The organism is Corallococcus sp. AB045, from assembly GCF_003668895.1.
Classification (GTDB): domain Bacteria; phylum Myxococcota; class Myxococcia; order Myxococcales; family Myxococcaceae; genus Corallococcus; species Corallococcus coralloides.
On record NZ_RAWN01000254.1, the window covers coordinates 1 to 11,730 of the forward strand.

10 protein-coding genes are annotated in these 11,730 nt (G+C 70.9%); 8 read left to right on the forward strand and 2 right to left on the reverse strand.

Annotation, left to right across the window (positions count from 1 at the left end; genetic code table 11):
- Together D7Y21_RS36720 and D7Y21_RS36725 are read left to right on the forward strand one after the other, a co-directional pair.
- On the forward strand, window positions 1-561 hold a 561-nt coding region (locus D7Y21_RS36720; RefSeq protein WP_147469479.1), incomplete at its 5' end, for a CheB methylesterase domain-containing protein.
- Between the two features lie 133 nt (window positions 562-694).
- A complete protein-coding gene (locus D7Y21_RS36725) occupies window positions 695-2,428 on the forward strand; it encodes an ATP-binding protein (RefSeq protein ID WP_120560908.1) in 1,734 nt (577 codons plus the stop codon).
- Window position 2,429: 1 nt separating this feature from the next.
- Here the strand turns inward: D7Y21_RS36725 and D7Y21_RS36730 are convergent, their stop codons facing one another.
- Window positions 2,430-3,350, reverse strand: a complete 921-nt coding sequence (locus tag D7Y21_RS36730; RefSeq protein ID WP_121718173.1) for a LysR family transcriptional regulator — start codon at window positions 3,348-3,350, stop codon at window positions 2,430-2,432.
- Between the two features lie 123 nt (window positions 3,351-3,473).
- Here D7Y21_RS36730 and D7Y21_RS36735 point away from each other — a divergent pair, with 123 nt between their 5' ends.
- Genes D7Y21_RS36735 through dctA form a run of 3 tightly spaced genes read left to right on the forward strand, consistent with a single transcriptional unit; the run spans window position 3,474 to window position 7,420 of the window.
- A complete protein-coding gene (locus D7Y21_RS36735; protein ID WP_121718174.1) occupies window positions 3,474-4,241 on the forward strand; it encodes an SDR family oxidoreductase in 768 nt (255 codons plus the stop codon).
- 55 nt (window positions 4,242-4,296) lie between these two features.
- A complete protein-coding gene (locus D7Y21_RS36740) occupies window positions 4,297-6,078 on the forward strand; it encodes a monovalent cation:proton antiporter-2 (CPA2) family protein (protein WP_121718175.1) in 1,782 nt (593 codons plus the stop codon).
- A gap of 16 nt (window positions 6,079-6,094) precedes the next feature.
- Complete coding sequence (gene dctA / locus D7Y21_RS36745) at window positions 6,095-7,420, forward strand: C4-dicarboxylate transporter DctA (RefSeq protein WP_121718176.1); 1,326 nt, start codon at window positions 6,095-6,097, stop codon at window positions 7,418-7,420.
- Between the two features lie 16 nt (window positions 7,421-7,436).
- Here dctA and D7Y21_RS36750 read toward each other — a convergent pair whose 3' ends face one another.
- Window positions 7,437-7,859 (reverse strand): response regulator, encoded by a 423-nt coding sequence (locus D7Y21_RS36750; RefSeq protein WP_233591295.1) that lies wholly within the window; start codon window positions 7,857-7,859, stop codon window positions 7,437-7,439.
- A gap of 240 nt (window positions 7,860-8,099) precedes the next feature.
- Between D7Y21_RS36750 and D7Y21_RS36755 the strand changes: the two genes are divergently transcribed.
- The 3 genes from D7Y21_RS36755 to D7Y21_RS36765 all read left to right on the forward strand — a co-directional run bounded on the left by D7Y21_RS36755 (window position 8,100) and on the right by D7Y21_RS36765 (window position 11,252).
- Window positions 8,100-8,294: a hypothetical protein gene (locus D7Y21_RS36755; protein ID WP_120560902.1), complete on the forward strand. Its 195-nt coding sequence runs from the start codon at window positions 8,100-8,102 to the stop codon at window positions 8,292-8,294.
- A gap of 100 nt (window positions 8,295-8,394) precedes the next feature.
- On the forward strand, window positions 8,395-9,873 hold the full coding sequence (locus D7Y21_RS36760) for a sensor histidine kinase (protein ID WP_121718177.1): 1,479 nt from the start codon (window positions 8,395-8,397) through the stop codon (window positions 9,871-9,873).
- Window positions 9,855-11,252 carry a sigma-54 dependent transcriptional regulator gene (locus D7Y21_RS36765; protein ID WP_120560900.1) on the forward strand — a complete coding sequence of 466 codons (1,398 nt, stop codon included), beginning with the start codon at window positions 9,855-9,857 and terminating at the stop codon, window positions 11,250-11,252. Before D7Y21_RS36760 ends, D7Y21_RS36765 begins: the two co-directional genes overlap by 19 nt.
- Window positions 11,253-11,730 lie beyond the last annotated feature (478 nt).

Here is an 11,730-nt window from a genome sequence, read left to right on the forward strand (position 1 = left end):
CCCGCCGTGCTGGCGATGGCCGCGTCCACCGGAGGCCCCGCCGCGCTCTACCGCATCCTGTCCGACCTGGGAGGCAGGGACACGCCCCCGCCCCCCATCCTGCTGGTGCAGCACATCGCGCTGGGCTTCGGCTCCGGCCTGGCCACGTGGCTGGGCACGGCCACCAAGCTGCGCGTGAAGGTGGCCGAGGACGGCGAGCCCCTCACCCCTGGCACCGTGTACCTGGCCCCGGACGACAAGCACCTGGGTGTCACCACGGACCACCGCGCGCAGGTGTCCGGCGCCGCGCCCATCCAGGGCTTCCGGCCGTCCGCCAACTGGCTGTTCCGCAGCGTGGCCCGCGCCTACGGGCAGACGGCTCTGGCGGTGGTGCTCACCGGCATGGGGCAGGACGGCCTGGACGGCATCCGGGACCTGCACCAGGCGGGCGGGCGGGTGATCGCCCAGGACGAGGCGACATCCGTGGTCTACGGCATGCCCGCCGTGGTGGTGGGCGCCAACCTGGCGCACGAGGTCCTGCCGCTCGGGCAGATCGCGCGGCGGCTGCTGGCCCTGATGTAGCCCACGGGTCGGCTCACCTGAAGTGTTGGTTGAGTGAAATTCATTTCAGGGAGTTCGTGGCCGGAATGGCGGGCCTGGAACGGAGTGTCAATATCGGGTCCAATCCGGGCCTTCCCCCAGCCCCTTCTTCCTGATGAGCGCGCCCATAACCGGTCTGGCCTACGAAGCGGTGTTCGCCGCCATCCCCGACCCTGCCTACCTGTTGGATGGCACGGGCCGGCTGGTGTCGTGTAGCGCCGCGGGCGCCCGGGCGCTCGGCCGTGAAGCAGGCGCGCTGGCGGGCCGGCACTGGAGCGAGCTGGGCCTGCCGCACGAGGCATTGGCCGCGCTGGAGTCCGCGCGCGTCCGCGTGGTGACGCTGCGGGAGTCCACCACCGTGGAGGCACCCTGGCCGGGCGCGCAGGGCATCCGCCGGCACGCGCTGGTGCTCACGCCGCTGGGCACGGACGCGGATGCGTCCCCGACCGTGCTGGTGACGGCGCGGGCGCTCACGGAAGCGGAGGCCGTCTATTCGCGCGCGCTGGAGCTGGAGCAGGCCGCGCGCGCGGAGGTGGAGACCGCCGAGCGCCGCCGCTCCTTCCTGTACCAGGCGATGACGACGCTGTTCACGCACCCGCCGGATCCGCAGGGCATGTACACGCTGCTCGCGCACCTGGCGGTGCCGGACCTGGCGGACTGGTGTCTGGTGGACGCGCTGGAGCAGGGCCCGTGGGTGGGCCGCGCGGCGGTGGCGTGCCTGGATCCGACGCAGCAGGAGCGCGCCCGGGGACTGCCCATGCGCACGGAGCTCCGCGAGGACGCGCCCGTGGGCCTGTTGCGCGTGCTGCGCACGGGCGAGCCGGAGCTGGTGCCCGCCGTGACGGAGTCGCTCTTGCGCGCGGCGGCGGCGGAGCCCGCGCACCCGGCGATGCTGGAGGCGTTGCAGGCGCGCTCGTACATGATCATCCCGCTGCGCGCGCGCGGCCACACGCTGGGCGCGGTGACGTTCGTGAGCTCCGGCTCCGGCCGCCGCTACGGCCCGGACGACCTGGCGCTGGCGGAGGACCTGTGCCTGCGCGCGAGCCTGGCCATCGACAACGCGCGGCTGGTGGGTGAGTCCCGCCGGGCGGCGCGCGCGCGCGAGGACCTGCTCGCGGTGGTGTCGCACGACCTGAAGAACCCGCTGGGCGTGGTGCAGCTGGGCGCGGCGCTGCTCCTGCGCGGCACGGCGGGCAAGCCGGGCGGCGAGGCGGTGGCGAAGCAGGCCACGCGCATCAACGACGCGGCGGAGCGCATGTCGCGGCTCATCTCCGACCTGCTGGACTGGGGCCGCCTGGAGGCGGGCCACCTGCCGCTGGAATTGGGCGAGCACACCGCCGTGGCGCTGGCCACGGAGGCGCTGGAGGCCATCCGGCCGCTGGCGGAGGCCAAGGGGCTGCACCTGGAGGCGGACCTGCCCACGGAGGGGCTGCGCGTGAAGTGCGACCGCAGCCGCGTGCTCCAGGTGATGGGCAACCTGATGGGCAACGCCGTGAAGTTCACCCCGCCGGGCGGCACGCTGGCGGTGAAGGCGGTGATGCGCGGCGGCGAGGTGTCCTTCGACGTGCGCGACACGGGCAATGGCATCGCGCCGGACGCGCTGCCGCACATCTTCGACCGCTACTGGCAGGCGCGCGACGCGGCCAGCCGGGGCACCGGCCTGGGGCTGGCCATCGCCAAGGGCCTGGTGGAGGCGCACGGCGGCTCCATCCGCGCGGAGAGCATCCTGGGCACCGGCAGCGTCTTCACCTTCACGCTGCCCGTGGCGCACATCGGCATGCCCGTCGCCGCCCCGCAGGCCGCGGCCTCTGGCGGCATGTCGCGTCCGCGCGACACCTACGAGCACTGATTCAGCGCCCCTTCCTCCTCGCGGGAGGGGTGAGCACCTGGCGCGCGTGCTCCAGGAAGGCGCGCAGCGCGGGTGACACCTGCGCTCGGCTGGGGAAGTAGAGGAAGAGGCCCGGCACGGACGCGGCGTACTCCTCCAGCACGCGGCGCAGCGTGCCCGCCTTCAGCTGCGCCTCCACCTGTGACTCCAGCACGTACGCCAGGCCCAGTCCGGCCTCCGCCAGCCCCAGCCAGACGCGCTCGTCGTTGGTGGTGACGGTGCCACGCACCGGCAGCCGCCACGTGCGCGAGCCCTTCTCCAAGTCCCACGGCAGCAGCGCGCCGGTGTTGGACGAGCGGTAGGTGAAGCAGTCGTGCTGGAGCAGATCCTTCGGCTTCACCGGCGTGCCGTGGCGCTCCAGGTACTCCGGAGTACCCACCACGATGAAGCGGAACGGGGGCGCGATGCGCACCGCCACCATGTCCCGCTCCAGGTACTCCTCCAGCCGGATGCCCGCATCGAAGCCCTCCGCGACGATGTCCGCCTTGCGGTTCTCCACCACCAGGTCCAGCTCCACCTGGGGATGGCGCTCGCGGAACGAGGCCAGCAGTGGCGTGAGCACGAAGGGCAGCGCGGTGGACGGCAGGGTCAGCCGCAGCGCGCCCGTCACCTCGCCGGGCCGCGCGGACGCGTCCTTGAGCGCCCCCAGCGCCTGCGCCACGCCCGGCCCGGCTTGATCCACCAACCGTCGTCCCGCCGCCGTCACCGCCACGCTGCGCGTCGTGCGCGACAGCAGCGGCACGCCCAGCCGCTCCTCCAGCTGGCGCACCGTGTGACTCAGCGCGGAGGCGGACACGCCCAGCTCCGCCGCGGCTGCCGCGAAGCTGCGGTGCCGCGCGACGGCGATGAACTGGTGCAACGCATTGAGCGGGGTCAGGGCCATTCCTGAGTTTTCTTCAGGAGTCCATCCGGATTCCAGACCTACTCCCGGAAGCGCCCGTTTCCTATCCCTTGTCCTGTCTCGCGACAGCAGCCCCCCTTCCCAAGCGCGAGCAGGAGTCCTCCCATGGCATCCCCTACCCTGCCTCTGTCCGGCCGCGTCGCCGTCATCACCGGCGCTTCCAGCGGCATCGGCGCCGCCACCGCCCTGCGACTCGCGCGGGACGGTGCGAGCGTCGCCCTGCTCGCACGCAGCAAGGAGCGGCTGGACTCGCTCGCCTCCACCATCACGCAAGGAGGTGGCCGGGCGCTCGCCCTGGGTACCGACGTGTTGGACGCGAAGTCCGTGAAGGAGGCCGCGAAGGCCATCGCGGGCGAGCTGGGCGTCGCGGACCTGGTCCTCAACAACGCCGGGTACATGCGGCCCACGCCCATGGAGGCGCATCCCACGGAGGACTGGGAGCGGATGATCGACCTGAACGTGAAGGCCACCGTGCGCGTCGTGGAGACCTTCGTGGAGCCGCTGCTGGCGGCGGCGAAGGCGGGCGGGCGCTCGGACCTCATCAACGTGTCGTCCGTCGTCGCGCAGACGGTGGCCCCGAACTTCAACGTCTACGCGGCCACCAAGGCCGCCGTCACCCACCTGTCCCGCCACCTGCGCGCGGAGCTGGGCCCCCGCTTCGTCCGCGTGATGGCCCTGGAGCCGGGGCTGGTGGACACCGCGCTGCACGACGGCAACACCGACCCGGGCGCTCGGGCCTGGCTGGACAGCGCCCGGAAGTCCCTCACCTGGATGTCGCCGGAGGAGGTCGCGGGCATCATCGCCTTCGCCACCGCCCTGCCGCGGCACATCAACTTCCAGCAGCTCACCCTCATGCCCACCCAGCAGGCCTGAGCCTCACCCCACGCCTGTTGCCGAGGTGGCCTTCAGCGTGCCATGCAGGCGCCTTATGTCCTTCCTGCATCAGGCGCTGGTGTTCCTGGCCGCCGCGGTTGTCGCCGTGCCCCTCTTCAAGAAGCTGGGGCTGGGCTCCGTGCTGGGCTACCTGGCGGCGGGCGCGGCCATCGGACCGTATGGCGCGGGCCTCATCTCCGACGTGGAGAACGTCCTCCACACCGCGGAGCTGGGCGTGGTGCTGCTGCTGTTTGTCATTGGCCTGGAATTGCAGCCGTCGCGCCTGTGGAACCTGCGCCGCTCCGTGTTCGGCATGGGCGGCGCGCAGGTGGTGCTGACGGGCCTCTTGCTCGCGGGCGTGTCGAAGGCGCTGGGTTTGTCCTGGGGCGCGGCCATCGTCGCGGGCTTCGGCCTGTCGCTGTCCTCCACCGCGTTCGCGCTCCAACTGCTCGGGGAGAAGAACCAGCTCACCACCGAGCACGGGCAGCTGGCCTTCGGCATCCTCCTGTTCCAGGACCTGGCCGTCATCCCGCTGCTGGCCGTGCTGCCGCTGCTGGGCAGGTCCGACACGCCGGCCACGGAGGCCGGGTGGCTGATGGCCGTGAAGGCCGTGGGCGCGGTGCTGGTGGTGGTGGTGGCGGGCCGCTACCTGCTGCGGCCGGTGTTCCGCGCGGTGGCGTCCGTGCACAGCCAGGAGCTGTTCACCGCGACGGCGCTGCTCGTGGTCGTGGGCACCGCGTCGCTGGTCAGCGCGGTGGGCCTGTCCATGGCGCTGGGCGCGTTCCTCGCGGGCGTGCTGCTGTCGGAGTCCGAGTACCGCCACGAGCTGGAGGCGGACATCGAGCCCTTCAAGGGCCTGCTACTGGGCCTGTTCTTCATCGCCGTGGGCATGTCCGTGAACCTGGCGCTGCTCGCGCGCGAGCCGTTGCGCGTGCTGGCGCTGGTGCTGGGCCTCACGTTCCTCAAGGCGCTGGTGCTGTACGGACTGGGGCGCGTGGGGCTGAAGAAGCCGGGCTCCGCGGAGAGCCTGGCGGTGGTGATTTCGCAGGGCGGTGAGTTCGCCTTCGTCCTCTTCTCCCTGGCCGTGTCCTTCCACGTGATGGACCGCGAGCAGGCGGACCTGCTGGTGCTGGTGGTGGGCCTGTCCATGGTGGTGACGCCGTTCCTGTCCGCCATCCACGAGCGCTGGGTGGCGCCGCGCTTCAAGCACAAGGGCCCGCAGCGCGAATACGACGTATCCCCGGAGGAGGACCACCCGGTCATCATCGCGGGCATGGGGCGCGTGGGGCAGGTGGTGGCCCGCCTGCTGCGCGCCCGCCGCATCGGGTTCACCGCCATCGACGCGAGCGCGGAGCACATCGACTTCATCCAGCGCTTCGGCAACCAGGTGTTCTACGGCGACGCGTCCCGGCTGGACCTCTTGCGCGCCGCCCGCGCGGAGAAGGCCAAGGTGTTCGTGCTGGCCATCGACGACATGGCCGCGTCCCTGCGCACCGCGCAGATGGTGAAGGAGCACTTCCCGCACCTGACCATCTACGCGCGGGCGCGCAACCGCGAGCACGCGTACCGGCTGCTGGACATGGGCGTCACCCATCTCATCCGTGAGACGTTCGACGCGAGCCTCACCATGGCCGGCGACGTGCTCCAGGAGCTGGGGCTCACCTTCGCGGAGGCCCGCCGCTCCGTGGAGCGCTTCCGCGAGCACGACGAGGCCCTGATGCTGGAGAGCGCCAAGGTCTTCAAGGACGAGAAGAAGTTCATGGAGGTCATCGTCCGCGCGCGCCGTGAGCTGGAGCAGCTGTTCGAGAAGGACGAAGCCGAGCAGAAGTCGGTCTGAGGGGGAATACACGACCATGAGCGCCGACAGCTCCAACCCCTCTGGGGGCCACTCCAAGTCCTCGCGCCTCTACCTCTGGGTGCTGGCCGCCATCTTCGCGGGAGGCCTGCTGGGCCACTTCGCGCCGGCCACCGCGGTGAAGCTCAAGCCGCTGGGCGACGGGTTCATCGCGCTGGTGAAGATGCTCATCTCCCCGGTCATCTTCCTGACCGTGGTGCTGGGCGTGGCCAACGTGGCGGACATGAAGAAGGTGGGCCGGGTGGGCGGCAAGGCACTGCTCTACTTCGAGGTCATCTCCACGTTCGCGCTCATCATCGGCGCGCTGGTGGTGACGGTGCTCAAGCCCGGCGTCGGCTTCAACGTGGATCCGCGCACGCTGGACGCGAGCGCCGTGGCCCGCTTCGCCCAGCAGGCGCATGACCAGTCCACCATGGGCTTCCTGCTGCACATCATCCCGCGCACCTTCGTGGACGCCTTCACCGGCGAGGGCGACCTGCTCCAGGTGCTGCTGCTGGCGCTGCTGTTCGGCTTCTCGCTCACGGCCATTGGCGCGACGGCGAAGCCCGTGGTCGTCCTCTTCGAGGCGCTCTCCAAGGCCTTCTTCCACATGATTGGCACGGTGATGAAGCTGGCGCCCATTGGCGCGGGCGCGTCCATGGCCTTCACCCTGGGCGCCTACGGCATCACCAGCCTGGGCCCGCTGCTGCGCCTGATGGGGTGCTTCTATCTGGCGTGCGTGCTCTTCGTCGTCGTCGTGCTGGGGCTCGTCGCTCGGGTGACGGGCTTCTCCATCCTGAAGTTCCTGCGCTACATCCGCGCGGAGCTGTTCCTGGTGCTGGGCACGTCATCGTCGGAGTCCGCGCTGGTGCCGCTGATGCAGAAGCTGGAGCGGCTGGGCTGCTCCAAGTCCGTCGTGGGGCTGGTGGTGCCCAGCGGCTACTCCTTCAACCTGGACGGCACCAACATCTACCTCACCATGGCGGCGCTGTTCGTGGCCCAGGCGCTCAACGTGGACCTCACGTTCACGCAGACGGCCACGCTCTTGGGCGTGGCGATGCTCACGTCCAAGGGCGCCTCCGGAGTGACGGGCGCGGGCTTCATCACCCTGGCCGCCACGCTGGCGGTGGTGCCGTCCGTGCCGGTGGCGGGGCTGGCGCTCATCCTGGGCATCGACCGGTTCATGAGCGAGGCGCGCGCGATCACCAACTTCATTGGCAACGGCGTCGCCAGCATCGTCGTGTCCCGCTGGGAGAATGAGCTGGACCGCGAGCGGCTGCGCGCGGAGCTCAACGGGCAGCCCGCCCCCGAGGCCCCGCCCGCCGACGCAGGAACTCCGGCCTGAGCCTTCAGGGGCCTGTTCAGGGGTGCGCCACCGCGTCGCGCACCGCCTCCTTCAGCACGTCCAGGTCCACCGGCTTGTCCAACAGCTGCCGAGCGCCCAGCCGCAGGGCCTCCGCGTGCGTCTCCTCATCCGCGAAGGCGCTGAGCAGCAGCACGGGGCACGCGATGCCCTGGGCGCGCAGCCTCCCGAGCGCCTCCAGACCGGTGCGCCCCGGCATGCGCACGTCGCTGACGATGAGGTCCGGCGGAGCCAGCGTGCCGCCGTGGCCCTGCATCATCGCCACGTAGTCACCCAGCTCGAAGCCGTCCTCCACCTCCACCACCGTGTAGCCCGCGCGCATCAGCGTGCGCACGAGCATCGTGCGCATCGCGTCGTCGTCCTCGGCCACCAGGATGCGCGCGGCGTGCGTTGCTTCTTCTCGCGGAGGTGCGTTCGTCATTCGAGTGCGGAGGAGCATGGCGCATGCCACGTGCCCTGGAGAGACGTGGATCCGTCATGCCGCGTGGAGTTCCGGGGCATCCTGCCCCCGTCGGGGCAATGTGCCCCAGGCATGCATGGACATCCGGCCCCGCGTTGGCAGCGCGCCACTCGGAGGCGCGTGTTGGCATGGCCAATGCTCTAGCTCCGGTCAGCCCCGCACCCCACTTCACACCTCGCGGGCCTGACACGGAGTCTCTCCATGAAGCGCACTTCCGCCCTGGTCCTCGGCCTGTCCCTCTCTCTCGCCTCCATGGGCGCGTTCGCCGCCGCCCCCAAGCCCGCCAAGAGCGCGCCCGCCGCCCAGGCGAAGGCCGGCGCCAAGGCGAAGAAGGCGAAGCAGGGCACCTCCCAGAAGGCCCCCGCCGCTCCGGTTGAAGGCTCGAGCAGCAACTAGCCACACACTGTCGTGACGCAGCACCCGCGGTACCCGTAGCGTACCTCCCCGGTCCGTGTGTTCCTTCCCCCTCACGCACGAACCGGGGGTTGCCTCTTCCGTGAAGCTCGCTCGCAAATTCACCCTGGCCCTCGTGCTGCTCGCCGTCGCGGTGATGGCGGGGCTCCAGGCGTTCCAGGTCAACCGGGAGCTCGCCCGGTCGGAAATCGACACGCAGCATGACCACCGCCTGCTCGGTCACACGCTGGCTGGCTCAATTGGCAAGGCGTGGCAGCTGGCGGGTGAGGCCGAAGCGCTCACGCTCCTCCACCAGGCCAACCGCTTCCAGGAGCAGGTGCGGCTGCGCTGGGTGTGGCTGGACGGTGGACCGGGCTCCGGCTTCGCACCGGCGCTGCCCCCGGCCCTGCTGCTCAGCCTGCGCGCGGGCAACGACGGCTGGCTGATGGACAACACCACCAGCCCGGGCGTGCTGCGCTCATACACGCCGGTGTTCCTGGGCCGGCGCATGGGCGCCATTGAAATCACCGAGTCCATGTCCGAACAGGAGATGCACGTGCGCACCACCGTGGTGGGCACCTTCATCGCCACGGCGGCGCTCTCCCTGTTCTTCCTCCTGGCCGCCATGGCCATGGGCCGCAAGCTGGTGGGCCAGCCCGTGGAGCAGCTGGTGCACCTGGCCGGACGGATTGGCGAGGGCGACCTCACCGCGCGCGTGCCCCTGCGGCGCGAGCGCGGCGACGAACTGACGACGCTGGCGGTGGCCATGAACCGGATGGGTGAGCAGTTGGAGGAGACACGCGCGCGGCTGGCCGTGGAGACGGCGGCGCGCCTGCGCACGGTGGAGCACCTGCGGCACGCGGACCGGCTCACCACGGTGGGCAAGCTCGCGTCCGGCGTGGCGCACGAGCTGGGCACGCCGCTCAACGTCGTCATGGGCCGCGCGAAGATGGTCTCCTCCGGCGAGGCGGAGGGCGACGAGGTGAACGAGTGCGCCCGCATCATCTTCCAGCAGGCCCAGCACATGACCGGCATCATCCGGCAGCTGTTGGACTTCGCCCGGCGCCGCACGCCGTCCCGCGCGCCGGAGGACTTGTCCCTGCTGGCGGAGCGCACGCTGTCGCTGCTCAAGCCCATGGCCACCAAGAAGGGCGTGATGCTGTCCCAGGAGGTGCCCCCGGGCTTCACCGTGGAGGTGGACTCGGGGCAGTTCCAGCAGGTGCTCACCAACCTGGTGATGAACGCCCTCCACGCGATGAACCAGCCCGGCACCCTGCGCGTGCGCTCGCAGGTGCTGCGCGCCACGCCGCCCGCGGACGTGGGCGGCCCGGAGCAGGACTGGGTGCGGCTGGACGTGGAGGACGAGGGCTCGGGCATTCCCGCGGACGTGCTGCCCCACGTCTTCGAGCCCTTCTTCACCACCAAGGACGTGGGCGAGGGAACGGGGCTCGGGTTGTCCGTCTCCTATGGGATGGTGCGGGACCACGGCGGCTGGATTGACGTGAAAAGCGAGCTGGGCCGTGGGAGTTGTTTCTCCATCTACCTGCCGCCAGGGAAGGACGCATGCCAGGCCGCATCCTGATTGTCGAAGACGAGCGCGAGATGCGCGCCATGGTGGAGAAGGGCCTCCAGCGCCGGGGCTTCCAGCCCGTGGCCGTGGCCGCCGCGGACGAAGCCCTCCAGAAGCTGGCCGCCGAGGACTTCGACACCGTCCTCACCGACCTGCGCATGCCCGGCATGGACGGACTGGCGCTGTGCGAGCGCATCGTGCTCAACCGGCCGGACATCCCCGTGGTGGTCGTCACCGCCTTCGGCAGCCTGGAGACGGCGGTGGCCGCCATCCGCGCGGGCGCCTACGACTTCATCACCAAGCCCATCGACCTGGACGCGCTGGTGCTGGTGCTGGAGCGCGCCGTGCAACACCGCGCCCTGCGCGCGGAGGTGCGCCGGCTGCGACAGGCCCTGGACCAACGCCAGGACGACGGCGCGCTCGTGGGAGAGAGCCCCGCGCTCAAGCAGGCGTACGCGCTCATCGACCGGGTGGCGGACGTGGACGCCACGGTGCTGATCACAGGTGAGAGCGGCACGGGCAAGGAGGTCGCCGCGCGCGCCCTCCACGCGCGGGGCCGGCGCAAGGAGGGGCCCTTCGTGGCCATCAACTGCGCGGCCATGCCGGAGCAGCTCCTGGAGAGCGAGCTGTTCGGCCACGCGAAGGGCGCCTTCACCGACGCGAAGGCGTCACGCACGGGCCTGTTCGTGAAGGCCCACGGCGGCACGCTGTTCCTGGATGAAGTGGGCGAGCTGCCCATGACGCTCCAGCCGAAGCTCCTGCGCGCGTTGCAGGAGCGCGTGGTGCGCCCGGTGGGCGGGGACACGGAGACGCCCTTCGACGCGCGCATCGTCGCGGCGACCAACCGCGACCTGGAGCTGGCGGTGGAGGAGAACCGCTTCCGCGAGGACCTCTACTACCGGCTCAACGTCATTGGCCTGGAGCTGCCTCCGCTGCGCGCGCGCGGCAACGACGTGCTGCTGCTGTCGCAGCGCTTCGTGGAGCAGTTCGCGTCCCGCACGGGCAAGAAGGTGGTGGGCCTGTCCCCCGCGGCGGCGCAGCGCCTCTTGGCCTACGGGTGGCCGGGCAACGTGCGCGAGTTGCAGAACTGCATCGAGCGCGCCGTGGCGCTCACGTCCTTCGAACAGCTCACGGTGGATGACTTGCCGGAGCGCATCCGCAACTACAGCACGCCGCGCGTGGTGCCGGAGAACACGGACCCGTCGGAGCTGGTGACGCTGGAGGAGTTGGAGCGCCGCTACATCCACCGCGTGCTGGAGGCGGTGGGCGGCAGCCGCACGCTCGCCGCGCGCATCCTGGGCGTGGACCGCAAGACGCTCTACCGCAAGCTGGAGCGCGGAGACACCGAACCCCGGGAGGCCCGGGAGCCTCGCGAGGCGAAGAAGCCCTGAGATGGGGAGGGACAGGACCCACCACCCCCGGGTGGCGACCGCCCCGTTTTCCCATCTCCTGGGAGACCCTGGGCCATCCGCTCCGGCCGCAACCCTCCGCCATGGGCGCAAGTCGCGTCATCCCTCGGGGCGGGCCCCCGCCTGGCCTCGCACGGGGTATGGTTCCGGGAGGATGCGTTCCGTTCCCGTCCAGAGCCGTGTCTTCTGTCGCGTGGTGGACCTCGCGCGCAAAGCAGGCGACAGGAATGTCACTGACCCGTTTCCTCCAAGAGGTTTCTCCCTACCCTCGGAAATCCACGAGTCCTTGTTTCGCGTAGACAGGCGGTCAGGACGCCAGCCGTTGTCCTGGTTCCGTGCTCCGGCGTTGAAGCCGGGCACGCTCCGCGGCACCGCTGTGTTTCCCACCTGAAGGAACCCGCTCCCCGTACCCCCACGACCCACCGATGGCCCACGCTCCCGCCCGCCCGCGCTCCCGTCC

Coding starts and splice junctions, on each gene's coding strand:
- dctA (WP_121718176.1), top strand. CDS start 6,095: ATGAGCGCCGACAGCTCCAACCCCTCTGGGGGCCACTCCAAGTCCTCG.
- D7Y21_RS36725 (WP_120560908.1), top strand. CDS start 695: ATGAGCGCGCCCATAACCGGTCTGGCCTACGAAGCGGTGTTCGCCGCC.
- D7Y21_RS36750 (WP_233591295.1), bottom strand. CDS start 7,859: ATGACGAACGCACCTCCGCGAGAAGAAGCAACGCACGCCGCGCGCATC.
- D7Y21_RS36740 (WP_121718175.1), top strand. CDS start 4,297: ATGTCCTTCCTGCATCAGGCGCTGGTGTTCCTGGCCGCCGCGGTTGTC.
- D7Y21_RS36730 (WP_121718173.1), bottom strand. CDS start 3,350: ATGGCCCTGACCCCGCTCAATGCGTTGCACCAGTTCATCGCCGTCGCG.
- D7Y21_RS36755 (WP_120560902.1), top strand. CDS start 8,100: ATGAAGCGCACTTCCGCCCTGGTCCTCGGCCTGTCCCTCTCTCTCGCC.
- D7Y21_RS36765 (WP_120560900.1), top strand. CDS start 9,855: ATGCCAGGCCGCATCCTGATTGTCGAAGACGAGCGCGAGATGCGCGCC.
- D7Y21_RS36735 (WP_121718174.1), top strand. CDS start 3,474: ATGGCATCCCCTACCCTGCCTCTGTCCGGCCGCGTCGCCGTCATCACC.